This window comes from Pseudomonas sp. 7SR1 (genome assembly GCF_900156465.1).
Classification (GTDB): Bacteria; Pseudomonadota; Gammaproteobacteria; order Pseudomonadales; family Pseudomonadaceae; genus Aquipseudomonas.
Map to the genome: position 1 here is coordinate 452,069 of NZ_LT707064.1, position 22,216 is coordinate 474,284.

A 22,216-nucleotide genomic window follows, 5' to 3' on the forward strand; every position below is an offset into this window, starting at 1 on the left:
AATTACTCCTCGATTTCATTCAGGTTGCGCCCCGCCAGGGCGGCCTTGACCGTCGAGTCCAGGCGGCGGGCGGCAAAGGCATCGGTGACTTGCGACAGACGCTTGGTCTGCTGCTCGATGGCATGGCCATCGGTACCCTTGATCAATTCGGACAATTCCTGCATCTGCAGCTCGATGACCATGCGCTCTTCGGCGTCGAGCAAACGCTCGCCGTCCGCTTCAAGGGCGCCCTGCACGGCCTCGATCAGGCGCTGGGCATCCACTTGCTGCTCGCGCAGTACGCGGGCCACCTTGTCGTCGCCGGCGTGCTGGAACGAATCCTTGAGCATGCGGGCAATTTCGCCGTCGGTCAGGCCATAGGACGGCTTGACCTGGATGCTCGCCTCGACGCCCGAACCCAGCTCGCGGGCGGAGACATTGAGCAGGCCATCGGCGTCGACCTGGAAGGTGACGCGGATCTTTGCCGCGCCAGCCACCATGGCTGGAATGCCGCGCAATTCGAAGCGCGCCAGGGAGCGGCAGTCGCTGATGAGCTCACGCTCGCCTTGCAGCACATGGATCATCATGGCCGACTGGCCGTCTTTATAAGTCGTGAAGTCCTGGGCGCGGGCGACGGGGATGGTGGTATTACGCGGAATCACCTTCTCCATCAGGCCGCCCATGGTTTCCAGGCCCAGGGACAGCGGAATCACGTCGAGCAACAGCAGTTCGCCGCCATCGCGCTTGTTGCCGGCCAGGGTATCGGCCTGGATCGCGGCGCCAATGGCGACCACCTGGTCCGGGTCGATTTCCGTCAGCGGCTGGCGGCCAAAGGCCTCGGCGACGGCTTCGCGAACCCGAGGCACGCGGGTCGAACCGCCCACCATGACCACGGCCTTGACGTCTTCGAGCTCCACGCCGGAATCGCGCACGGCGCGGCGGCAGGCCTTAAGGCTGCGGGCCACCATGGGTTCGATCAGGGCATCGAAGACTTCGCGGGTCAGCGAGGCCTTCCAGTCGCCGTAAGCGACTTCAACCACGGCGGCATCGGTCAAGGCTTCCTTCGCCGCACAGGCGGTTTGCAGCAAATGACGTTGCGCGCCCGGGTCGAGGTCAGCGGACAGGCCCGCCTGCTCGATGATCCAGCCAGCGATGGCATGGTCGAAATCATCGCCGCCCAAGGCGCTGTCGCCGCCGGTGGCCAGTACTTCGAAGACACCGCCCGTCAGGCGCAGGATCGAGATATCGAACGTGCCGCCGCCCAGGTCATAGATGGCGACGAGGCCTTCGGCATGCTGGTCCAGGCCGTACGCCACCGCAGCCGCGGTGGGCTCGTTCAGCAGGCGCAGCACATTGAGGCCGGCGAGCTTGGCCGCGTCCTTCGTGGCCTGGCGTTGGGCGTCATCGAAATAAGCCGGAACAGTGATGACCGCCCCTACCAGCTCACCGCCGAGGGCGGCCTCGGCCCTTTGGCGCAGGACCTTGAGGATGTCGGCGGAAACCTCTACCGGGCTTTTCGGCCCCTGTACGGTTTCGATGAACGGCATGTGCGATTCGCCGCCCACGAAGCGGTACGGCAGTTGGTCGCCCAATTGCTTGACGTCAGACAGACCCCGCCCCATCAGACGCTTGACTGACACAATGGTATTGAACGGATCGGTGGCCGCGGCCAGCTTGGCCTCTTCGCCCACTTCGACGCGGTCGGCGTGATATCGCACGGCGGACGGCAGGATGACCTGGCCGCGCTCGTCGGCCAGCGGCTCGGAAAGGCCGCTGCGCACTGCAGCGACCAGGGAATTGGTGGTACCCAAGTCGATTCCGACAGCCAGCCGACGCTGGTGCGGTTGTGGACTTTGGCCGGGTTCGGCGATCTGCAGTAGGGCCATCGTGATCAGGACTTATCTGTAATCAGGCGTGCGACCGGAGCGGCACTGGGTTAATCGTCGAGGCGCTCTTCGAGCTGGCGCACTTCATAGGTGAGCTTGTCGAGGAACTGCATGCGCCGCATCAGGCGCTCGGCCTGTTCGCGTTGCGCAGCATCGTTCCAACAGGCTGCGAAGCTTTCGTTCAGGGTTTGCTGGGCGTCCTTGAGGCGGCGCTTGAACGCCGCGACGCCTGCCAGGTCGGCGCTGTCGTGCAGGTCCTCGAGCTCTTCGCGCCACTGCATCTGCTGCAGAAGAAACTCGGGGTCGTGCACCGTGACTTCCAGGGGCAGCTCATGACCACTGATGGCGAGCAGGTATCGCGCGCGCTTGGCAGGGTTCTTGAGCGTCTGGTAGGCCTCGTTGAGGTTCGCGGATTGCTCGAGCGCCCGGCGCTGCTCAGCCTCGGAGGCATCGGCGAAGCGATCCGGATGGACGCCACGGGCCAGTTCGAGATAACGCGCAGACAGCTCGTCGAGATCCAGGCTGAAACCTGGCTGCAACTGGAACAACGCAAAATGACAAGGAGTACCCACGAGCCGCCTCAGATGTTGAAGCTTTCGCCGCAGCCACATTCACCGCGTACGTTGGGGTTGTTGAACTTGAAGCCTTCGTTCAACCCTTCCTTGACGAAATCCAGCTCGGTGCCGTCCAGGTACGTCAGGCTCTTCGGATCGATGATCACTTTCTGACCATGACTCTCGAAAACCTGGTCGTCTTCGCCCACTTCGTCGACGAATTCCAGTACGTAGGCAAGGCCAGAGCAGCCCGTGGTGCGAACACCCAGGCGGATACCCTCGCCCTTGCCGCGCCCCGCCAGGGAGCGCTGCACATGCTTAGCTGCCGCTTCTGTCATCTGGATAGCCATGGAAACTCCTTACCTGTACAGATCAGATCAAGCCTTTCTTCTGCTTGTAATCGCGAACGGCGGCCTTGATGGCGTCTTCGGCGAGTACCGAGCAGTGGATCTTCACCGGCGGCAGGGCCAGCTCTTCAGCCAGCTGGGTGTTCTTGATGGTTTCGGCTTCATCAAGGGTCTTGCCCTTCATCCACTCGGTGGCCAGGGAACTGGACGCAATGGCCGAACCGCAGCCGTAGGTCTTGAACTTGGCGTCTTCGATGATGCCTTGCTCGTTGACCTTGATCTGCAGGCGCATTACGTCGCCGCAAGCCGGTGCACCGACCATGCCGGTGCCGACATCAGGATCCTGCGCGTCCATCTTGCCGACGTTGCGCGGGTTCTCGTAGTGGTCGATGACCTTTTCGCTATATGCCATTTGCTTCAATCCTCATCAGTGGAGCCGCTCTGGTGGCGACTTCTCAGTGCGCCGCCCATTCGATTTTCGAAATATCGACGCCGTCTTTGTACATGTCCCAAAGCGGCGACAAGGCGCGCAGCTTGGTCACTGCCTCGCAGACTTTCTGCGCGGCATAATCGATTTCTTCTTCGGTGGTGAAGCGGCCGAAGGTGAAGCGGATCGAGCTGTGGGCCAGTTCGTCGTTGCGGCCCAAGGCGCGCAGTACGTACGACGGCTCCAGGGAAGCCGAGGTGCAGGCCGAACCGGACGACACGGCCAGGTCCTTGAGCGCCATGATCAGCGACTCGCCTTCGACATAGTTGAAGCTCAAGTTCAGGTTGTGCGGTACGCGGGCGGTCATGCTGCCGTTTACGTAGAGCTCTTCCAGGTGCTCGACCTGCTTGAAGAAGCGCTCGCTCAGGGCCTTGATGCGCACGTTTTCGGCAGCCATATCTTCCTTGGCGACGCGGAAGGCTTCGCCCATGCCGACGATCTGGTGGGTCGCCAGGGTGCCGGAACGCATGCCGCGCTCGTGACCACCGCCATGCATGGTGGCTTCCAGGCGAACCCGTGGCTTGCGGCTGACATACAGCGCGCCGATACCCTTGGGACCGTAGGTCTTGTGGGCCGAGAAGGACATCAGGTCGACCTTGAGCTTCGACAGGTCGATGTCGACCTTGCCGGTGGACTGGGCCGCGTCGACATGGAACAGGACGCCCTTGGAACGGGTCAGTTCGCCGATGGCCGCGATGTCGTTGATGGTGCCGATTTCGTTGTTAACGTGCATGATCGAAACCAGGATGGTGTCTTCACGCAGCGCGGCTTCGACCATGGCCGGGGTGATCAGGCCGTCTTCACCTGGCTCGATGTAGGTGACTTCGAAACCTTCACGCTCCAGCTGGCGCGTAGTGTCCAGGACCGCCTTGTGCTCGATCTTGGAGGTGATCAGGTGCTTGCCCTTGGTGTGATAGAAATGCGCGACACCCTTGATTGCCAGGTTGTCCGACTCGGTGGCACCGGAGGTCCAGACGATTTCACGCGGGTCGGCGTTGACCAGGTCGGCGACCTGGCGACGGGCATTCTCGACCGCTTCCTCGGCCTTCCAGCCGAACACGTGGGAGCGGGACGCCGGGTTGCCGAAGTTTCCGTCGACCAGCAGGCATTCACTCATTTTTTGCGCGACACGCGGATCAACCGGGGTGGTCGCAGAGTAATCAAGGTAAATCGGCAATTTCATGGACTCTCTCCTAAATCAGGCTGGCTGGCGTTCCGCTTGCTCTGCGGCAGTCATTCGACGGCGGACGCTTCAATCTTGTCCAGGTGCGGCGCCTTGCCATTGCAACGGCGCTGGTCCTGACGCTGGGCTACTTCCTGCACCTCACGGCGGGTGACAAGGTCAGCCAAGCTGATACCGCTCAGAAATTCGTGGATCTGCAGGCTCAGGTCGCACCACAGATGGTGGGTCAGGCAAGTATCGCCGCCATGGCAATCGCCCAGCCCCTGGCATTTGGTCGCATCGACCGATTCGTTCACGGCGTCGATCACCTGGGCGACCTGGATGCCCTGCATGTCACGCGACAGTTGATAACCGCCACCGGGACCACGCACGCTGGAAACCAGGTTGCTGCGGCGCAGCTTGGCGAACAGTTGTTCAAGATAGGACAGGGAAATGCCCTGGCGCTCGGAGATATCGGCCAGGGACACCGGCCCGTGCTGCGCATGCAATGCCAGGTCCAGCATCGCGGTCACGGCGTATCGGCCTTTTGTAGTCAGTCGCATGGACAATTACCACGGAGTTCGGAATGGGGGCGAGTATGCAATTCCCGAGTGTTTAAGTCAAGTATAAGACCTAGTAGGTTACTCAGGTTTACCCGCGAAAGAGCGCGCGCATGATAGCAAAGGCTGGCCGGTGGCGACCAGCGATACCGCGTTGTGGTTTATCGCGAACAAGCTCGCTCCCATCAGGGAGGGCTTCGGTGGATGCACAATGGGCGCACACCACAGATCCCGTGTGGGAGCGAGCTCGCTCGCGATGAGACCAGCCGGCTTTAGCTGGCCCGGGTTTCGTCCTTGTCCTTCACGCAGGCGAAATCCTCTTCGCGCAGCTCAGGCAGGTCCTTGGCACAGTAATTACTGCCCAGGTCCTTCAGGGCGCCGCACATCCCCTCCAGGCGCCCATCGACGGCCTGCAGGTGATCGAGCAGTTGATTGATGGCGCGGGCCACCGGGTCGGGCATGTCTTCGCCGACACCATAGGCATCGAAGCCGATCTTCTCGGCCATGGCCTTGCGGCGAGCATCCTGCTCGTCATCGGTTTTGACGATGATCCGCCCCGGAATCCCCACCACGGTGGCACCAGGCGGCACCGCCTTGGTCACCACGGCATTGGAGCCGACCTTCGCCCCTGCGCCCACAGTGAACGGCCCCAGCACCTTGGCACCGGCACCCACCACCACGCCATCACCCAGGGTCGGGTGGCGCTTGCCCTTGTTCCAGCTGGTGCCGCCCAGGGTGACACCCTGGTACAGCGTCACGTCGTCGCCGATCTCGGCGGTCTCGCCAATGACGATGCCCATGCCGTGGTCGATGAAGAACCGGCGACCGACCTTGGCGCCCGGATGAATCTCGATGCCGGTGAGCCAGCGACCGAAGTTCGAGACCAGCCGCGCCAGCCACTTCCAGCCCATGTTCCACAACGCGCCGGACAGGCGGTGGATCCAGATCGCGTGCATTCCCGGGTAGCAGGTCAGCACTTCAAAGGCGTTGCGCGCCGCCGGGTCACGATGGAAAACGCTTTGGATATCTTCACGCAAACGATCGAACATTTTATTCCTTCCGCTTAATCAGCTCGCCACGGGCCGCTTTCTGGGTTTCCGTGAGGATGCCGCGCAATATATTCATCTCCGCTCGGCTGACCGAGCTTCGTCCGTACAACCGACGCAGGCGCGCCATCAAGTGCCGCGGCTTTTCCGGGTCGAGGAATTCGATATCCACCAGGGTCTGCTCCAGGTGTTCATAGAATCGCTCCAGCTCATCCATGGTCGCCAGTGTCTCACTGCGCGGCGACGTCGCCTCGAATTTTTCGACCTTGCTTGGCTTGCCTTCGGCGGCCAGCCAGGCCATGCGCACTTCATAACTCAACACCTGCACCGCCGCCCCGAGGTTCAGGGAGCTGAACCCGGGGTCGGAAGGGATATGCACGTGGAAATGACATCGCTGCAGCTCTTCGTTGGTCAGGCCGGAATCTTCGCGGCCGAACACCAGGGCGATCTCGACGCCCTGCGCGGCCTCCTCGACCACTTTTGTCCCGCACTCGCGGGGGTCGAGCAGCGGCCATGGGATACGGCGATCACGGGCGCTGGTGCCCAGCACCAGGCTGCAACCCACCAGGGCATCCTCCAGGGTGGCGACGACCTGGGCACTGGCCAGGATGTCACCGGCGCCGGACGCCCGGGCATCGGCTTCATGGTGCGGAAACGAGCGAGGCTCGACCAGCACCAGGCGCGACAGGCCCATGTTCTTCATGGCCCGCGCAGCCCCGCCGATGTTTCCCGGATGGCTGGTATTGACCAGGACGACACGAATGTTCTGCAACAAGGGAGGCGCTCTCGAACACGATAAAGGGAGCAAATCTTACCTAAGCACCTACCGTTAAGCTATGAAAGCGAACGCCAACCTTCTCCTCGGAAAAGTTTCTGATAGAATGCGCGGCTTTCTTTAACAACCTTAGGTGACACATCCATGCAGCCCATGCTGAATATCGCGCTGCGCGCCGCCCGCAGCGCCAGTGAACTGATCTTCCGCTCCATCGAGCGCCTGGATACCATCAAGGTCGATGAAAAAGACGCCAAGGACTATGTGTCCGAGGTGGACCGCGCCGCCGAACAGAAAATCGTCGACGCCCTGCGCAAGGCTTACCCGAACCACTCGATCATGGGTGAAGAGACTGGCATGCACGCCGGTACCGGCATCGAGGGTGAAGAGTACCTGTGGATCATCGATCCGCTGGACGGCACCACCAACTTCCTGCGTGGCATTCCTCATTTCGCTGTCAGCATCGCCTGCAAATACCGTGGCCGCCTGGAACACGCCGTCGTGCTGGATCCGGTTCGCCAGGAAGAATTCACCGCCAGCCGTGGCCGTGGCGCCCAGTTGAACGGTCGGCGCCTGCGCGTCAGCGGCCGCACCAGCCTGGACGGCGCCCTGCTGGGTACCGGCTTCCCGTTCCGCGATGACCAGATGGACAACCTGGACAACTACCTGGGCATGTTCCGCGCCCTGGTCGGCCAGACCGCCGGCATCCGCCGCGCCGGTGCCGCGAGCCTGGACCTGGCTTATGTGGCTGCGGGCCGTTTCGATGCGTTCTGGGAGTCGGGCCTGTCCGAGTGGGACATGGCGGCAGGCGCCCTGCTGATCCAGGAAGCAGGCGGCCTGGTGAGTGATTTCACCGGCGGCCACGATTTCCTTGAAAAAGGCCATATCGTTGCCGGCAATACCAAATGCTTCAAGGCTGTGCTCACTGCTATCCAGCCACATCTGCCGGCTTCGCTGAAGCGCTAAGCAGCCCGGCTATAGAAAAAGCACCTTTCGGGGTGCTTTTTTTATGCCTGCCAGAACCTGCCCATGCAAGCAACTCCCTTTGCGGCGAGGGGATTTATCCCCGCTGGCACGCGAAGCGGCCCTAAATGCTGGCAACCCGGTATGTCAGGCAATTGAATCGGCTGCTTGTGGAGGGGGCTGCTACGCAGCCCAGGCGGGGATAAATCCCCCCACCACAATGGATGTCACCCAGAACACGGATGCAGACTGACCCACTGCAATCGCGAGCAAGCTCGCTCCCACAAGGGGTTGGCGTGAGTCGTGGATCACGGGCACAAAAAAGCACCCCGAAGGGTGCTTTTTTGTAGCGGTTGGATCACTGGGCTGGTTCGTTCTGCCCCAGGATCAGTTGGCCTTCCTTGTTCACCGGGATCTGGTTGCCCGGATCACGATCCATGCGGACCTTGCCTTCCTTGCCGTCGAGCACGTAGCGAACGTCGTAGCCGACCACCTTGTCGCTGATGTCGTTGACGGTGTTGCAGCGCGTCTGGGTGGTGGTGTAGGTGTCGCGCTCCTGCATGCCTTCCTGAATCTTGTTACCGGCATAACCACCACCGGCCGCACCTGCCACGGTGGCGATCTTCTTGCCGGTGCCGCCGCCGATCTGGTTACCCAACAGGCCGCCGGCCACGGCACCCAGGACGGTACCGGCGATCTGGTGCTGATCCTGGACCGGTCTCTGCCGGGTCACGGTGACATCCTTGCACACTTCACGCGGGGTCTTGATCTGGGTCTTGACCGGTTCCACGGCCAATACTTGCGCATACTCAGGGCCACTTTTTACCAAGCTGTAGGTGGCGACCGCACCACCGGCAGTAACACCGACAGCACCCAATACCGCACCAACCAGCATCGATTTGTTCACTTGAACCTCCTGACCATCACAAGCGGGATTAACCCGCGCTTCTCCCAGCCTTGGAGCACAAAAAAAGGCGCGAGTTCAACTCGCGCCTTTTGAGCGGTGACGGACGGGGCAAAGCCTTATGGACGGTCGTCCACTTCCGTTTCGGTGGCCGCGGGCGGAATCAGGTCCTCGGTGTTCAGGTTCAGCCAGATCAGCACCACGTTGGCGATGTAGATCGACGAGTAGGTACCCGCCATCACGCCAATGAACAGGGCGATGGAGAAACCGAACAGGTTGTCGCCACCAAAGAACAGCAGCGCAGCAATCGCCAGCAAGGTGGAGATCGAGGTCGCCATGGTCCGCAGCAGCGTCTGGGTGGTCGAGATGTTGATGTTCTCGATCAAGGACGCCTTGCGCAGCACACGGAAGTTTTCACGCACCCGGTCGAAGACCACGATGGTGTCGTTGAGGGAGTAACCGATGATCGCCAGCACCGCCGCCAGCACCGTCAGGTCGAAGGTGATCTGGAAGAACGACAGGATACCCACGGTCACGATCACGTCGTGGATCAGCGAGACAATCGCGCCCACCGCGAACTTCCACTGGAAGCGGAAGGCCAGGTAGAGCAGCACGCCGCCCAGCGCCATCAGCATGCCGAGGCCGCCCTGGTCGCGCAGCTCTTCACCGACCTGCGGACCGACGAACTCGACACGCTTGACCTGGGCCGGGTTGTCGCCGCCCGCCTTCTGCAAGGCCTCGGCAACCTGGTGGCCCAGCTGCGGGTCTTCGCCCGGCATACGCACCAACAGGTCGGTGGTGGCACCAAAACTCTGGACGACCGCTTCACCGTAGCCCGATGTCGCCAGTTGCTCGCGCACCTTGGTCACGTCGGCCGGACGCTCGTAGGTCAGCTCGATAAGCGTACCGCCAGTGAAGTCCAGGCCGTAGTTCAGGCCCTTGGTGGCCCAGCTGAACAACGCCAGAACCGTAAGGAACAGTGTGACGCCGAACGCAACGTTGCGAACGCCCATGAAGTTGATTGTACGTAACATGGCAGCCCCTTAAATCCACAACTTCTTGAAGTCACGTCCGCCAAAGATCAGGTTGACCATTGCGCGGGTCACCATGATGGCCGTGAACATCGAGGTAAAGATCCCGAGGGACATGGTCACTGCGAAGCCTTTTACCGGGCCGGTGCCCATGGCAAAGAGAATCCCGCCGACCAGCAAGGTGGTCAGGTTGGAGTCGAGAATCGCGGTGAATGCCCGGCCGAAGCCTTCGTTGATTGCACGCTGGATCGACATGCCCGCGGCGATCTCTTCACGTATCCGCGAGAAGATCAGCACGTTGGCGTCCACCGCCATGCCCATGGTCAGCACGATACCGGCGATACCCGGCAGGGTCAGCGTGGCCCCAAGCAGCGACATCAGGGCCAGCAGCAACACCATGTTCACCGCCAGCGCAACCGTGGCGATCAGGCCGAAGAAGCGGTAGATGGCGATGATGAACAGCGAGACGAACAGCATGCCCCACAGGGAAGCATCGATACCCTTGGTGATGTTGTCGGCACCCAGGCTCGGGCCGATGGTACGCTCTTCAGCGAAGTACATCGGCGCGGCCAGGCCACCGGCACGCAGCAGCAGGGCCAGTTCCGAGGACTCGCCCTGGCCGTTCAGGCCGGTGATACGGAACTGACTGCCCAGCGGCGACTGGATGGTCGCCAGGCTGATGATTTTCTTCTCTTCCTTGAAGGCTTGCACCGCGACGTCTTTCTCGACGCCGTCGACCACTTGCCTGGTATAGGTGGTGATCGGCTTCTGCTCGATGAAGATCACCGCCATGCTGCGACCGACGTTGCTGCGCGTGGCGCGGCTCATCAGTTCGCCGCCGTGGCCGTCGAGGCGGATGTTCACCTGCGGGCGACCCTGCTCGTCGAAACTCGCCTGGGCATCGGTAACCTGGTCACCGGTGATGATCAGGCTGCGCTCGATCTGTGCCGCCGGGCGGCCGCCCTCACGGAACTCGAAGCTCTCGGAGGTGGCCTTGGACGCGCCCGGCTCGGCGGCGAGGCGGAACTCCAGGTTGGCGGTCTTGCCGAGGATACGCTTGGCTTCGGCGGTGTCCTGCACGCCTGGCAGCTCGACCACGATGCGGTTGGCGCCCTGGCGCTGCACGATCGGCTCGGCCACGCCCAGCTCGTTGACCCGGTTGCGCACCGTGGTCAGGTTCTGCTTGATGGAGTATTCGCGGATTTCCGCCAGCTTGGCCGGGGTCATCGCCAGACGCAGCACCGCCTGACCGTTGAGGTCGGCCGGTACGATGTCGAAATCGTTGAAATTCTTGCGGATTAGCGCACGGGCCTGCTCGCGGGCATCTTCATCGCTGAAGCCCAGCTGGATGGCACCGTCGAGCTGCGGCAGGCTGCGATAGCGCACGCGCTCCTTGCGCAGCAGGCTCTTGACGTCGCCTTCGTAGACTTTCATTCGCGCATCGAGGGCTTTTTCCATGTCCACTTCCAGCAGGAAGTGCACACCACCGGACAAGTCCAGACCCAGCTTCATGGGGTGCGCGCCAAGCTTGCGCAGCCATTGCGGAGTGGTCTGGGCCAGGTTCAGGGCCACGACGTATTCGTCGCCCAGCGCCTTGCGCACCACGTCCTTGGCCGGCAGTTGGTCCTCAGCCTTGACCAGGCGCAACAGGCCGCCCTTGCCGTTTTCGGCGATGGACGCAGCCTTGACCTCGATATTGGACGCCTTGAGCGCTGCGCTCGCACGGTCCAGATCGGCCTGGGTGACCTGCAACGCCGTGCTGGCGCCACTGACCTGAATGGCCGGGTCATCCGGGTAAAGATTGGGAGCGGAATAAATCACACCGACCGCCAGCACCGCCAGGATCAGTACGTATTTCCACAGAGGGTATTTGTTCAGCATCACGCCGCCCGCTTATGACGCGGGGCGCCTTGCGCGCCCCGTCGATTGAAGAGAAGTTGTTACTTAGATCGCTTTCAGCGTGCCTTTTGGCAGCGTGGCCGCGATGGCGCCCTTCTGGAACTTCATTTCAACAGTGTCGGACACTTCCAGAACCACGAAGTCGTCGGCCACTTTGGTGATCTTGCCGGCGATACCACCGGTGGTCACCACTTCATCGCCTTTCTGCAGGCTGCTGAGCAGGTTCTTCTGCTCTTTGGCGCGCTTGGCCTGTGGACGCCAGATCATCAGGTAGAAAATCACCAGGAAGCCGACCAGGAAAATCCACTCGAAACCGCCACCCATAGGCGCAGCTGCAGGTGCAGCGGCATCGGCCATGGCGTTAGAGATAAAAAAGCTCATTTAGCACTCCAGTTGCAAGTATTGAATCTTAGGATCGGAAAACTCAGTCCAAAGGCGGAACAGGCAACCCGCGCTTGGCATAGAAGGCCTCGACAAAGGCGGCCAATGTACCCTGTTGGATAGCCTCGCGCAAACCAGCCATAAGCACCTGATAGTGGCGCAAATTATGGATGGTATTGAGCATACTGCCGAGCATTTCGCCGCACTTGTCCAAATGATGCAGATAAGCGCGAGAGAAGTTCTGGCAGGTGTAGCAATCGCACGTCGGATCCAGCGGCGAATCATCGTGGCGATGAAACGCGTTACGGATCTTCAGCACGCCGGTGTCGATGAACAGATGCCCATTGCGGGCATTACGGGTTGGCATCACGCAATCGAACATGTCCACCCCGCGGCGCACACCCTCAACCAGATCTTCCGGTTTGCCAACGCCCATAAGGTAACGAGGTTTGTCAGCCGGCATCTGGCCCGGCAGGTAATCCAGCACCTTGATCATCTCGTGCTTGGGCTCGCCCACCGACAGGCCGCCGATGGCCAGGCCGTCGAAGCCGATCTTGTCCAGGCCTTCAAGGGAGCGCATGCGCAGGTCCTGGTGCATACCGCCCTGGACGATGCCGAACAGTGCCGCCGTGTTGTCGCCATGGGCGTTCTTCGAACGCTGGGCCCAGCGCAACGACAGCTCCATGGACACCCGCGCCACGTCTTCATCGGCCGGGTACGGCGTGCATTCGTCGAAGATCATCACGATGTCCGAGCCCAGGTCGCGCTGCACCTGCATCGACTCTTCCGGGCCCATGAACACCTTGGAACCGTCCACTGGAGAGGCGAAGGTCACGCCCTCCTCCTTGATCTTGCGCATCGCGCCCAGGCTGAACACCTGGAAACCGCCGGAGTCGGTCAGGATCGGGCCTTTCCACTGCATGAAATCGTGCAGGTCGCCGTGGGCCTTGATCACTTCCATGCCCGGGCGCAGCCACAGGTGGAAGGTGTTGCCGAGGATGATCTGCGCGCCAATCGCCTCGATGTCCCGTGGCAGCATGCCCTTGACCGTGCCGTAGGTGCCCACCGGCATGAACGCCGGGGTTTCCACGGTACCGCGGGGGAAGGTCAGACGACCGCGACGAGCCTTGCCATCGGTGGCGAGCAACTCGAAGGACATGCGACAGGTGCGACTCATACTGTTTCCTCGGGTCCGCGTGGCGCGGGGTTACGGGTGATGAACATCGCATCACCGTAGCTGAAAAAGCGGTATCCATGCTCGACGGCGGCCTTGTAGGCGGCCATGGTTTCGGGATAACCGGCGAACGCCGAAACCAGCATCAACAACGTGGATTCGGGCAGATGGAAGTTGGTGACCAGGGCATCGACCACATGGAACGGCCGGCCCGGGTAGATGAAGATATCGGTGTCGCCACTGAACGGCTTGAGCACACCATCGCGAGCAGCGCTTTCCAGGGACCGCACGCTGGTGGTCCCCACCGCCACCACCCGTCCACCGCGCGCGCGGCAGGCCGCCACGGCGTCCACCACTTCCTGGCTCACTTCCAGCCATTCGTTGTGCATGTGGTGGTCTTCGATGCGCTCGACCCGCACCGGCTGGAACGTACCAGCGCCAACGTGCAACGTCACGAACGCGGTCTCCACGCCCTTGGCGGCAATCGCCTCCAGCAATGGCTGATCGAAATGCAACCCCGCCGTCGGCGCCGCCACCGCCCCCAGGCGCTCGGCGTACACGGTCTGATAACGCTCGCGGTCCGAGCCTTCATCGGGACGGTCTATATAAGGAGGCAACGGCATGTGCCCGACACGGTCGAGCAGCGACAACACCTCTTCGGCAAATTCCAGCTCGAACAACGCATCATGCCGCGCCACCATCACCGCCTCGCCGCCGCCGTCGATGAGGATCGACGAACCGGGCTTGGGCGACTTGCTGGAGCGCACATGGGCCAGCACACGATGACTGTCCAGCACCCGCTCCACCAGAATCTCCAGCTTGCCGCCGGAGGCTTTCTGACCAAACAACCGTGCCGGAATCACCCGGGTATTGTTGAACACCATCAAATCGCCCGGGCGCAAATGCTCAAGCAAATCAGTGAATTGACGGTGAGCCATGGCACCGCTGACCCCGTCCAGGGTCAACAGGCGACTGGCGCGACGCTCGGCCAGAGGGTGGCGAGCGATCAGCGAATCAGGGAGGTCGAAGGTAAAGTCAGCAACACGCATGATGGGGTTCGTCTAGCAGGGCCGGAAAGTCTAGCGGAATTATCAAAAATTGACCATGAAACGTGATTGACCAACGGTAGGCACCTCTCTATACTTCGCCGCCATTGAGCCCTGATGGCGGAATTGGTAGACGCGGCGGATTCAAAATCCGTTTTCGAAAGGAGTGGGAGTTCGAGTCTCCCTCGGGGCACCATTTTAAAGAAAGACCTTGAAATTCAAGGTCTTTTTTTTCGTCTGCAGGAAAGTCACCGATCCATTTGTGGCGAGGGGATTTATCCCCGCTGGGTCGCGAAGCGGCCCCAACCACCAAATCTGTGGCAAGGAAGAATCTGTGGCTAGTAGGAACCTGTGGCGAGGGAGCTTGCTCCCGCTTGAGCGCAAAGCGCTCACAAAAATGTCACTGCCCCCCACCGATGCTCCACCTTGCAACGCCCAGTTGATCCACCGCCCCTCCTCACCCGCTGACAAAGGACTTCACCCCATGGAATTGCTGCTGGAAACGGTCGCTCTTTACTCGCTGAAGCTGGCTTATGAGACGGAGGGGCATAGTCCGATTTTGCGGGATGATCCGTTGATGGGGGACTATGATCGGGAGGTGTTTGGGTTGTTGATGCGCAAGGGAGACGTCGAGGAGATTCGGGACAAGGTGGGGCATTGCCTGGATCTGGCCTTGGAAGCCATTGGGGGCCGGGATACGGTACTGGGACGGGAGCTGCAACGTCTGGCCGCAGAGCTCAGCGCCGAACAAAGGATGGAGCAATTGAATGCACCGCTCATTGCACTTAAGCACTACCTGAAGGACATTCAGTGAGCCAATATCAGGTGGGTACTGAGGCCTATCTCGAAACCTGTACATCCTTTGTTTTATCGGATTTCAAAGGCTAGCCCGCACTCGCCCAAGGAGACAAACCCGACATCACTGCGACCTCAAGCACCTCTGCGAGCCCGCAGACGATGTTCGTGCTTGCACTCCATCACAAATCCGGCCAAGGTAAAAATTACATCAGCCCCATCCTCTTTATTCTTCACGCCTCTTTAAACTCCTCTATCAACAGCTCGACAAATTTATCCCTGGCACGATAAACCTCAACATGTTTATTCCACATTAAATAATTTTGCACAGGAAACAGATCATCAAATACATATCCACTGATACTTCCGATATTTTTGAACTGTTCAAATATGCCCCTCGGGACTAGCGACGCGCCTGCACCAGAGCTGACGCAGCCAAGAATGGTGCCATAACTGGCAATATTGGTTATGGGACTCGACACCTCATGCGTACTCAGCCAATTTTCCAGTGCGCCCCGGTACGGGCACCCTTCTGGCCACATGAATATATCCATACTACTTAAGTCTTGCGGCCCACTTATCCGGCCCGCGGATGCAGAAGCAATCAAGACAAGCTCTTCCTTGTAAATCTCAGTGCTTGCGATATCTGGATGCACAGGTCTGACAGCGATGATTGCCCCATCCAGTTTATGGCCAACCACATCGTTTAATAACTGTGACCAATCGCCGGTACTGAACTGCATTTGCACCAGAGGATAGAGCTGATGATATCTTGCCAAGAACCTGGGCAATCTACCTGTCGCGGATGACTCAATAGCGCCAATCTTCAAATTTCCCGATGGAGCTGCCGCAGGATCAAGAACCCTTTGTGACTCCTGACATAAAGATAATATTTTATTTACGTATTCAAGAAACAATCTACCCGCAGGACTGATGACAAGCCCCCTCCCCTTTCGGACAAATAATGAAACACCCAGCTCTCTTTCTAGGAGCTTGATCCGGTTTGTGATGTTTGACGGAACGCAGTGCAACTGTTCGGCCGCGCGAACAATACTGCCCTGATCGGCCACTGCTTTGAACATCGTCAGTTGAGAGAGCTCCATGGTATTGCTCACCAAAAATGAATGATCTGCAAATTATAATTCACTTGTCGTAAACCCTCCAAGCCGTTAATTTCACGGCTCTGATTGAATGTAAGATTTAACCGGACATTCAAACCGCGAAAGGAGAGCTGGATGGATTTTGATCAAGTCATAATCACGCTAGGCTTTTTTGCCTTTTGCGGTGGTTTGATAGATGCGGCGGTAGGCGGTGGCGGGCTTGTTCAAGTGCCAGCACTTTTACATGCCCTACCCCATCAAAGCCTGGCCACAGTTTTCGGCACCAATAAACTGGCTGTCCTCGCAGGTAATGCAAGTTCAATATTCAGCTACTTGAAGAGAATAACCATCGTATGGAGGTTGATGCTTCCCACCATGTGCTCAGCCTTTGTTTTTGCTTTCCTTGGGGCTGCCGTAGTATCTATTGCACCGAAAAAACTGATGGAGCTCGTCGTTTTCTTCATCCTGATAGCCATGGCTATTTATACTTTCAAGGAGAAGAAATTAGGCTTGGTGGGTTCCAACAAACCTTGCGGAACGAAGGAGATCGCATTCGGGGTACTATTTGGTGGGCTAATTGGATTTTATGACGGTGTCTTTGGCCCAGGTAGCGGTAGTCTTCTGCTTTTTATTTTCGTAAAGTTTTTTGGCTTCGACTTTTTAAACGCATCAGCATCGGCAAAGCTGGTTAATTTTGGGACGTTTAGCGCTGCACTTATGTTCTTTGTTCCGTCTGGCAATGTGTTATGGACTGTCGGAGGCTTGGTTGCTCTTTGCAACATGGCAGGTTCTCTCGCCGGTGTATTTTTGGCACTGCGTTATGGAAGTGGCTTTATAAGGGTTTTCTTTCTGGTGCTGCTTATTTTCCTGCTAGGTCGAATGGGGTTGAGTGTTTTTTCACAGACAATCACATAGGATCTAGCGGAGTGAGTGTTACGACCGCCACCGACCTCGCGCATGCAGATACGCCGCCGTATCGCTATACCCCAACCGTGCGGCAATCTCCGCCAACGGTTCGCCTTGCATCTCCAAGTGCAGTTCCAATTCGGCGCGCACTTGGTCGAGCACTTGCCTGAAGGTGGTGTCCTGCTCCTGCAAACGTCTGCGTAATGTTCGCGGCGTGTGGTTCAGTGCCTCGGCCACGCTGACCAGATTGGGCACTTCGTTTCGCCCCAACGCGCGCCATACACTTTCGGCCACCGTTGCCGACCAGCCGGTGAAATGTCGATGGGCGGAGATGCGACGGTCCAATTCCTGGGTCAGCAGTTCCAGCATGCCGTGATGACGCGTCTGCATCGGCAGCGTCGCGGTTTGGTCGTGGAAGTAGAAGCGGTTGGCCGGGCAATCGAACTCCAGGTGTTCGCCGAACCACTGGACGTACTCGGTATGGTACGACGGCCGCGAATGGGCGAACTGCGCCAGGATCGGTTTGACCGGCTGACCGGTCCCGCGCTGCAGTTGCGTGACGGCCATTACCCCGTAGTGCTCGACGATGTAGCGCGCCACTTCGGCGGGCGCATTGACCCACAGTTCGATGCCCATGCCCTTCCCATCGTCCAGCAGTCGCATGCTGTCCGCGTCCGACGCCAGGGGTACGTACCTGGCCCATAGGCGCAAGGCTGACAAGACATCCGGGCTGTAGAGGCAAAGGTAGGCCAGGACGTGCACGTCCTGGGGGGTGAACAGCGAGAAGAGCTTCAGTCCAATGGCAGGGTCGACACACGCTGCATCGCGCCATAGCTGGTCCAGTTCGACCAGGCTGTAGTCCCGGTTCTTTCCGGTGGCCTGTGCATTCAGAAAACGCTCCAGTACCTGCCCGAGCTTGCCCCGATGAAAGCGCTGCGCCGAGCGATTGGCCGCTGTTCCCGTGATTCTGTCCGTTTCGCGCATAGGGAGCACCGAGCCCTCGGTTTCTAATGAAATGGCATTGCCCTTTGGGCCTAATTCGAGAGTGCCATGAATACAACAATGCTCGCTAATCATCCAACGTTGATAGTGGCCGGGATCTTCCTCGCCTTCGTGTTACTGGAGCTCGCCTGCTCCGCGTTCAAGCAATCGACCGGCAGCCGGCGTGACGTGCTCATAGAGGCGATTGGCTCCGGCATCCTGGTGACCATAACGTTTCCCGCGGTGATGTGGTTCAGTGGAAAGATCCTCAGCCTCACCGTACCGGAGCTGAAAGATGCCCTCATTGCCCTGCCCTGGGTGGCCGGGTTCGCCCTGTTCCTGCTGCTGGACGATATGACGCAATACTGGTGGCATCGCCTGACGCATCGAGTGCCAATGTTGTACGCCTTGCACCGGGCGCATCATTCCGCGCCGTATATGAGCATCCGCATCGTCTATCGCAACAACAGTTTCTATTACTTGCTGATGCCCGGTATCTGGCTCAGCGGCATGTTGATCTACCTGGGCCTGGCGCCGGTGTATTACGTCTACCTGATCGTGAAGATGACGGTCATTTTTGCCGCCCACAGCAGCGTGCCATGGGATGAAAAACTCTACCGGATCCCGGCGTTGCGCCCTGTGGTCTGGGTGCTGGAGCGCGTCATTTCCACTCCCTCGACGCACTCGGCGCATCACGGACTGACCGCCGAAGACGGCGTCACCCATTACAAAGGCAACTTCGGCAACTTACTGTTCGTCTGGGACATGCTGTTCGGAACGGCCAAGATCACTCGGCGACGCCCGCCCGCCTACGGTATCGAAAACCTGTCACCAATCAGCTGGACCGAGGAATTGTTCTGGCCTCTGGCTCGCCGCCGTCATGCGAAACCTGCAGCCAAGACAAATGAAAAGGTAGCCCAATGAACCGTCATCTAGTCATCATCGCCGGCTCCCAGCGAGAGGGCAGTCAATCCTTGAAAGTGGCCGAGTATCTCTATCGCCGGATAGATGAACTTGAGCTCTTCGATTCCGCTCAGGTGATGGATCTGGCACGCCAGCGGCTCCCCCTTTGGCCGCAAGAGGATGTGCAGTCCATTTGGAACTCACTGCAATCAAGCCTCAAGAGGGCGACGGCGTTAATAGTCATCTGCCCCGAGTGGAATGGCATGGCATGCCCTGCATTGAAGAATTTCTTCGTTTACGCAGGCATCGAGGAACTCGGTCATAAGCCGGCCCTACTGGTGGGGGTGTCTGCAGGCCTTGGAGGCGCTTATCCTATTTCGGAGTTACGGGCTTCGAGTTATAAGAACTGCCGAATCGTTTATTTGCCAGAGCACCTCATTATCCGCAATGTGGAGTCGGTCATGGAAGGTGATACGCCGATAGGAGAGGAGGATAAGCGAATGCGAAAGCGCGTGGATTGGGTGTTGCGGATGCTGGGCCAATATGAAGCGGCGTTTTGTTCGATACGGACTACCGTGACTCAAGTGCCGGGATTCTCTTCGGGAATGTGAGTGGATTGCTCATCAAACCATTCATCCTGATTTCCAGCGACGTTTGCTCCAAAAGAACCTCGTTACCTTGCCACTCATGAACGTGGGATATACAACGATCCGCGACGAAAAAAGGGGCTTTACGCCCCTTAAATGAATAGGTAGCAATTGATCCAGCGGATCTACCTCACCTCAACAATATCCAACGCCCGATTCGCCAACAGCTCACTTAGCTCGATCACTTGCTGGATCCCCAAGGCCACGTGCCGCCGAGACCCATCCAGGTCGAACGCAAGATCACTGATCATGGCATTGGCCGAAGCCAGGTTCTCACTGAGACTGACCAGCAGGCATTCGGAATCAACATCAGACACGATGCGAAAGATGGTGTTGGGATTGTCGGGTGTTTCCGACTTGGGCTTGAGGTAAAAATCCAACGCTCGCGTGGCAGCGCCGTCGATTTTCTTGTTGCGCGCAGTCTGGGCGCGGGAGACGTGTTCGTGTGTATCTGGGGGATTCGGAGTAACTTTTGCCATCGTCTTGTTTCCTGTAGTTGGAGCCATCACCCGCTCGCGACTAAACGATGGGAGGCAGCTGTACGCAGGTTAGTCGACCGGGGAAACAAGAAACCGGCGCGTCCGAGGACGCCCTGCGCACAGCCACCATCAAGTGCAGGATGGGAATCCCGACTGGATGACGCCTTGCACAACCTGTTTCACCGTGGGCGACTAAACCCGATCACTGATGAGCAGTGACAGGCTCAAACTACCGACGCAACAACAGGCGCACAAGCCGGCGGATTCTGGCGTAGTTGTAGGTAACGGCGCAAGACGATGTGAGCTCTAGGCCGTGTCTGAAAAGCCTTGATACTCGTTCATGCTGCGTTGAAAGCCGGCTCGTGCGCGAGTCCGATCGCAATGCTCATTTACTCCAGTAAAGTCGAGCGCGACCCCAGCCGTTTCTCGCCGGTTTTCGCCTTGCCTGACCTCCGTCCCAAGACTTTTTCAAACAGAGCCTAGGGACTTATCTGACGGTGGGTGTCGATAATGAAGGGCCTGCCGTCCGGGCCTGCCTGCTCCAGGACAATCCTGTTCTTTTCCACTTCCTTGATGCGCGCTTGCCCCGATGCACCTGCCGGATAGATATCACTGAGATTGGGCATGCTTGGGCCGACAACGTGCGCCACCATCAACGGCGAAATAGCCTTGCCATCAATCGTGTAAGCCTTGGGCATTGTCTTCATCTGCCCCAAGGTGAACGAAAGGTAGTCGCTGTCGGCACTCCAGTTGCCCGCGCCATTGACGCTGTATTCGAACCGATAGGGCTTAGAAGGCTCTGTGCCGACCAACGCCACCACGCCGTTAATGTTGTAAAGGCTGTTGGGAAAGTACTCGATCATGCCCTTGAATTCGAACTGCACACCGTCGCCATTGGGATAGCTGAACGCCTCGGTCCAACGTCCAATGAAATGGCTTTTGTAATAGTCGGCCCTTATTTCAGCCAACCAGGATGAAATGCTGGGGATACCTGCCATCAAGCCAACAATCGCTACCACAGCGGCCCAGCCTTTTATCGAGTACTGCCTGAGTGTCGAGACAAAGGTCATCAATCGTTCCTAATCCATAAGGAGGGTCAAGGCGCTTCAGTAGAAGCGATCTTGCTGCTTCATGCCATACATACGAAGAGCGTTCGGAAGAAGATCCCCAGAAACATCCAGTTCAACAAGACCCACCGCCATGACGAAAGGCGGAGGCGATGGGTGTGAAGCGGATCTCTGAGAATAGCGCGAACCCGATCCGGCATGTGATCAACGGCCGGCTGCCAACCACCCCCGAGGCGACACCCCCACCTTGGCCGTAAAAGCCCGCGACAGTGCCGACGGCGTGGTATAGCCAAGCTCTTCGGTCAAACTCTTGATGGACTCACCTTGGCGCAAGCGGCTCTGCGCCAGGGCGATGCGCCAGCTGGTCAGGTAGTCGGCGGGGGTTTGGCCGACCACGTCGCGAAAGGTGTTGGCAAATGCCGTGCGTGACAGGCAGGCGCGTTCCGCCATGCGTTCCAGGGTCCAGGCGGCGCCGGGGTCTTCGTGGATCGCCACCAGGGCGCGGGCCAGGCGTGGGTTGGAGAGCCCGGCGATCAGGCCTGGCCGTATGCCAGCTTCATGTTGGTGGTCGAGCAGCCAGCGCAACAGTTGCAACACCACGACTTCGAACAGTCGGTCGGCGAGCATCCGTTGACCGCAACGCACGTGGTCGGTCTCGGCGAACAGCAATTCCAGGGCGGCGTGCAGGCCTGGGACCTGGGCCAACGGCAGGGCAATCAACGGAGGCAGCGCTCGGGCCAGCGGGTTGCTTGAACCGCCCTCGAACATAACTCGGGCACAGGTGAAGTCGACACCTTCCGCTGGGGCGTTGTGGAATTGATGGGTGAGCGGACACGGATAGAACAGCAGCGACGGCTCTTCGAAGCGCATCGAGGGCAGGCCTTGCCCACCAGGGTGAGTGACTTTCAATTGGCCCCGGCGCAGCACATGCAGGTAACCGAACCCTTCCCGCGCATCGAAGCGATTCACACCGCACAGGGCACCTGTGTGATGTAACTGCGCCTGCACGCGGAAATGGTCGAGGATGCCGGAGAGGCGATCAATGGTCGGGAGCGCTTGCATTCTGAACGGATAGATATGTTAGGTGTACGTTAAGAGCCAAATAGTACATAACGTCGCCCTACACTGCCAGCACCACACATCACTT

The 22,216-nt window shown here is 59.3% G+C and carries 24 protein-coding genes and 1 tRNA gene; 6 read left to right on the top strand and 19 right to left on the bottom strand.

The features are described 5' to 3' along the window. Window positions 1-2: 2 nt before the first annotated feature. From hscA to trmJ, 8 genes are all read right to left on the bottom strand, one after another. Window positions 3-1,865, bottom strand: a complete 1,863-nt coding sequence (gene hscA / locus BW992_RS02180; protein ID WP_076405488.1) for a Fe-S protein assembly chaperone HscA — start codon at window positions 1,863-1,865, stop codon at window positions 3-5. A gap of 50 nt (window positions 1,866-1,915) precedes the next feature. Then, complete coding sequence (gene hscB / locus BW992_RS02185) at window positions 1,916-2,437, bottom strand: co-chaperone HscB (RefSeq protein WP_076405490.1); 522 nt, start codon at window positions 2,435-2,437, stop codon at window positions 1,916-1,918. A gap of 8 nt (window positions 2,438-2,445) precedes the next feature. Next, window positions 2,446-2,769: an iron-sulfur cluster assembly protein IscA gene (gene iscA / locus BW992_RS02190; protein ID WP_030139597.1), complete on the bottom strand. Its 324-nt coding sequence runs from the start codon at window positions 2,767-2,769 to the stop codon at window positions 2,446-2,448. A gap of 22 nt (window positions 2,770-2,791) precedes the next feature. Beyond that, the gene (iscU, locus tag BW992_RS02195; RefSeq protein ID WP_003185157.1) at window positions 2,792-3,178 is read right to left on the bottom strand and encodes a Fe-S cluster assembly scaffold IscU; all 387 of its coding nucleotides are present in this window, start codon (window positions 3,176-3,178) and stop codon (window positions 2,792-2,794) included. Window positions 3,179-3,221: 43 nt separating this feature from the next. Beyond that, on the bottom strand, window positions 3,222-4,436 hold the full coding sequence (locus BW992_RS02200; protein WP_072388168.1) for an IscS subfamily cysteine desulfurase: 1,215 nt from the start codon (window positions 4,434-4,436) through the stop codon (window positions 3,222-3,224). Window positions 4,437-4,486: 50 nt separating this feature from the next. Next, entirely contained in the window at window positions 4,487-4,978 is a 492-nt protein-coding gene (iscR, locus tag BW992_RS02205; RefSeq protein ID WP_024777044.1) for a Fe-S cluster assembly transcriptional regulator IscR, read from the bottom strand. A gap of 269 nt (window positions 4,979-5,247) precedes the next feature. After that, window positions 5,248-6,024, bottom strand: coding sequence for a serine O-acetyltransferase (gene cysE / locus BW992_RS02210; RefSeq protein ID WP_072388170.1), 777 nt, complete (start codon window positions 6,022-6,024; stop codon window positions 5,248-5,250). Between the two features lies 1 nt (window position 6,025). After that, window positions 6,026-6,796: a tRNA (cytosine(32)/uridine(32)-2'-O)-methyltransferase TrmJ gene (gene trmJ, locus BW992_RS02215; protein WP_072388172.1), complete on the bottom strand. Its 771-nt coding sequence runs from the start codon at window positions 6,794-6,796 to the stop codon at window positions 6,026-6,028. 144 nt (window positions 6,797-6,940) lie between these two features. Here trmJ and suhB point away from each other — a divergent pair, with 144 nt between their 5' ends. Next, complete coding sequence (suhB, locus tag BW992_RS02220; protein ID WP_072388174.1) at window positions 6,941-7,759, top strand: type III secretion system regulator SuhB; 819 nt, start codon at window positions 6,941-6,943, stop codon at window positions 7,757-7,759. 355 nt (window positions 7,760-8,114) lie between these two features. Here suhB and BW992_RS02225 read toward each other — a convergent pair whose 3' ends face one another. From BW992_RS02225 to queA, 6 genes are all read right to left on the bottom strand, one after another. After that, window positions 8,115-8,663, bottom strand: a complete 549-nt coding sequence (locus BW992_RS02225; protein WP_072388176.1) for a glycine zipper 2TM domain-containing protein — start codon at window positions 8,661-8,663, stop codon at window positions 8,115-8,117. Window positions 8,664-8,779: 116 nt separating this feature from the next. Then, window positions 8,780-9,694, bottom strand: coding sequence for a protein translocase subunit SecF (secF, locus tag BW992_RS02230; RefSeq protein WP_072388178.1), 915 nt, complete (start codon window positions 9,692-9,694; stop codon window positions 8,780-8,782). 9 nt (window positions 9,695-9,703) lie between these two features. Next, window positions 9,704-11,572, bottom strand: a complete 1,869-nt coding sequence (gene secD, locus BW992_RS02235) for a protein translocase subunit SecD (protein ID WP_072388180.1) — start codon at window positions 11,570-11,572, stop codon at window positions 9,704-9,706. A gap of 63 nt (window positions 11,573-11,635) precedes the next feature. Further along, window positions 11,636-11,971, bottom strand: a complete 336-nt coding sequence (yajC, locus tag BW992_RS02240) for a preprotein translocase subunit YajC (RefSeq protein ID WP_007956696.1) — start codon at window positions 11,969-11,971, stop codon at window positions 11,636-11,638. A 43-nt stretch (window positions 11,972-12,014) separates the two neighbouring features. Next, window positions 12,015-13,130 (bottom strand): tRNA guanosine(34) transglycosylase Tgt, encoded by a 1,116-nt coding sequence (gene tgt / locus BW992_RS02245; RefSeq protein ID WP_165887911.1) that lies wholly within the window; start codon window positions 13,128-13,130, stop codon window positions 12,015-12,017. 14 nt (window positions 13,131-13,144) lie between these two features. Continuing rightward, window positions 13,145-14,194 carry a tRNA preQ1(34) S-adenosylmethionine ribosyltransferase-isomerase QueA gene (gene queA / locus BW992_RS02250; RefSeq protein ID WP_076405492.1) on the bottom strand — a complete coding sequence of 350 codons (1,050 nt, stop codon included), beginning with the start codon at window positions 14,192-14,194 and terminating at the stop codon, window positions 13,145-13,147. 108 nt (window positions 14,195-14,302) lie between these two features. Here queA and BW992_RS02255 point away from each other — a divergent pair. Together BW992_RS02255 and BW992_RS02260 are read left to right on the top strand one after the other, a co-directional pair. Further along, a tRNA-Leu gene (locus tag BW992_RS02255) sits at window positions 14,303-14,387 on the top strand. 288 nt (window positions 14,388-14,675) lie between these two features. After that, entirely contained in the window at window positions 14,676-15,005 is a 330-nt protein-coding gene (locus BW992_RS02260; RefSeq protein ID WP_076405494.1) for a hypothetical protein, read from the top strand. A 214-nt stretch (window positions 15,006-15,219) separates the two neighbouring features. Here BW992_RS02260 and BW992_RS02265 read toward each other — a convergent pair whose 3' ends face one another. Next, window positions 15,220-16,089: a LysR family transcriptional regulator gene (locus BW992_RS02265; protein ID WP_076405496.1), complete on the bottom strand. Its 870-nt coding sequence runs from the start codon at window positions 16,087-16,089 to the stop codon at window positions 15,220-15,222. Window positions 16,090-16,221: 132 nt separating this feature from the next. Between BW992_RS02265 and BW992_RS02270 the strand changes: the two genes are divergently transcribed. Next, window positions 16,222-17,001 carry a sulfite exporter TauE/SafE family protein gene (locus BW992_RS02270; RefSeq protein WP_076405498.1) on the top strand — a complete coding sequence of 260 codons (780 nt, stop codon included), beginning with the start codon at window positions 16,222-16,224 and terminating at the stop codon, window positions 16,999-17,001. 18 nt (window positions 17,002-17,019) lie between these two features. Here BW992_RS02270 and BW992_RS02275 read toward each other — a convergent pair whose 3' ends face one another. Then, window positions 17,020-17,976, bottom strand: coding sequence for an AraC family transcriptional regulator ligand-binding domain-containing protein (locus tag BW992_RS02275; protein WP_076405500.1), 957 nt, complete (start codon window positions 17,974-17,976; stop codon window positions 17,020-17,022). A gap of 66 nt (window positions 17,977-18,042) precedes the next feature. Here BW992_RS02275 and BW992_RS02280 point away from each other — a divergent pair, with 66 nt between their 5' ends. Together BW992_RS02280 and BW992_RS02285 are read left to right on the top strand one after the other, a co-directional pair. Then, the gene (locus BW992_RS02280) at window positions 18,043-18,897 is read left to right on the top strand and encodes a sterol desaturase family protein (RefSeq protein ID WP_076405502.1); all 855 of its coding nucleotides are present in this window, start codon (window positions 18,043-18,045) and stop codon (window positions 18,895-18,897) included. Continuing rightward, complete coding sequence (locus BW992_RS02285; protein ID WP_076405504.1) at window positions 18,894-19,487, top strand: NADPH-dependent FMN reductase; 594 nt, start codon at window positions 18,894-18,896, stop codon at window positions 19,485-19,487. Before BW992_RS02280 ends, BW992_RS02285 begins: the two co-directional genes overlap by 4 nt. 161 nt (window positions 19,488-19,648) lie before the next feature. On the opposite strand, the gene BW992_RS02290 is transcribed toward BW992_RS02285, so the two are convergent. The 3 genes from BW992_RS02290 to BW992_RS02300 all read right to left on the bottom strand — a co-directional run bounded on the left by BW992_RS02290 (window position 19,649) and on the right by BW992_RS02300 (window position 22,131). Next, entirely contained in the window at window positions 19,649-20,002 is a 354-nt protein-coding gene (locus BW992_RS02290; RefSeq protein WP_076405506.1) for a DUF6124 family protein, read from the bottom strand. Between the two features lie 479 nt (window positions 20,003-20,481). After that, window positions 20,482-21,072, bottom strand: a complete 591-nt coding sequence (locus tag BW992_RS02295; RefSeq protein WP_072458660.1) for a hypothetical protein — start codon at window positions 21,070-21,072, stop codon at window positions 20,482-20,484. Between the two features lie 201 nt (window positions 21,073-21,273). Beyond that, on the bottom strand, window positions 21,274-22,131 hold the full coding sequence (locus tag BW992_RS02300; RefSeq protein ID WP_072458661.1) for an AraC family transcriptional regulator: 858 nt from the start codon (window positions 22,129-22,131) through the stop codon (window positions 21,274-21,276). Window positions 22,132-22,216 lie beyond the last annotated feature (85 nt).

What these genes read in the sequence shown, in the direction of transcription:
- BW992_RS02290 (WP_076405506.1), bottom strand. Translation starts at nt 20,002, where the DNA reads ATGGCAAAAGTTACTCCGAATCCCCCAGATACACACGAACACGTCTCC.
- suhB (WP_072388174.1), top strand. Translation starts at nt 6,941, where the DNA reads ATGCAGCCCATGCTGAATATCGCGCTGCGCGCCGCCCGCAGCGCCAGT.
- tgt (WP_165887911.1), bottom strand. Translation starts at nt 13,130, where the DNA reads ATGTCCTTCGAGTTGCTCGCCACCGATGGCAAGGCTCGTCGCGGTCGT.
- BW992_RS02265 (WP_076405496.1), bottom strand. Translation starts at nt 16,089, where the DNA reads ATGGAGCTCTCTCAACTGACGATGTTCAAAGCAGTGGCCGATCAGGGC.
- BW992_RS02300 (WP_072458661.1), bottom strand. Translation starts at nt 22,131, where the DNA reads ATGCAAGCGCTCCCGACCATTGATCGCCTCTCCGGCATCCTCGACCAT.
- hscA (WP_076405488.1), bottom strand. Translation starts at nt 1,865, where the DNA reads ATGGCCCTACTGCAGATCGCCGAACCCGGCCAAAGTCCACAACCGCAC.
- yajC (WP_007956696.1), bottom strand. Translation starts at nt 11,971, where the DNA reads ATGAGCTTTTTTATCTCTAACGCCATGGCCGATGCCGCTGCACCTGCA.
- BW992_RS02280 (WP_076405502.1), top strand. Translation starts at nt 18,043, where the DNA reads ATGAATACAACAATGCTCGCTAATCATCCAACGTTGATAGTGGCCGGG.
- BW992_RS02200 (WP_072388168.1), bottom strand. Translation starts at nt 4,436, where the DNA reads ATGAAATTGCCGATTTACCTTGATTACTCTGCGACCACCCCGGTTGAT.
- secD (WP_072388180.1), bottom strand. Translation starts at nt 11,572, where the DNA reads ATGCTGAACAAATACCCTCTGTGGAAATACGTACTGATCCTGGCGGTG.
- cysE (WP_072388170.1), bottom strand. Translation starts at nt 6,024, where the DNA reads ATGTTCGATCGTTTGCGTGAAGATATCCAAAGCGTTTTCCATCGTGAC.
- iscU (WP_003185157.1), bottom strand. Translation starts at nt 3,178, where the DNA reads ATGGCATATAGCGAAAAGGTCATCGACCACTACGAGAACCCGCGCAAC.
- iscA (WP_030139597.1), bottom strand. Translation starts at nt 2,769, where the DNA reads ATGGCTATCCAGATGACAGAAGCGGCAGCTAAGCATGTGCAGCGCTCC.
- BW992_RS02285 (WP_076405504.1), top strand. Translation starts at nt 18,894, where the DNA reads ATGAACCGTCATCTAGTCATCATCGCCGGCTCCCAGCGAGAGGGCAGT.
- BW992_RS02275 (WP_076405500.1), bottom strand. Translation starts at nt 17,976, where the DNA reads ATGCGCGAAACGGACAGAATCACGGGAACAGCGGCCAATCGCTCGGCG.
- BW992_RS02295 (WP_072458660.1), bottom strand. Translation starts at nt 21,072, where the DNA reads ATGACCTTTGTCTCGACACTCAGGCAGTACTCGATAAAAGGCTGGGCC.
- secF (WP_072388178.1), bottom strand. Translation starts at nt 9,694, where the DNA reads ATGTTACGTACAATCAACTTCATGGGCGTTCGCAACGTTGCGTTCGGC.
- iscR (WP_024777044.1), bottom strand. Translation starts at nt 4,978, where the DNA reads ATGCGACTGACTACAAAAGGCCGATACGCCGTGACCGCGATGCTGGAC.
- queA (WP_076405492.1), bottom strand. Translation starts at nt 14,194, where the DNA reads ATGCGTGTTGCTGACTTTACCTTCGACCTCCCTGATTCGCTGATCGCT.
- BW992_RS02260 (WP_076405494.1), top strand. Translation starts at nt 14,676, where the DNA reads ATGGAATTGCTGCTGGAAACGGTCGCTCTTTACTCGCTGAAGCTGGCT.
- BW992_RS02270 (WP_076405498.1), top strand. Translation starts at nt 16,222, where the DNA reads ATGGATTTTGATCAAGTCATAATCACGCTAGGCTTTTTTGCCTTTTGC.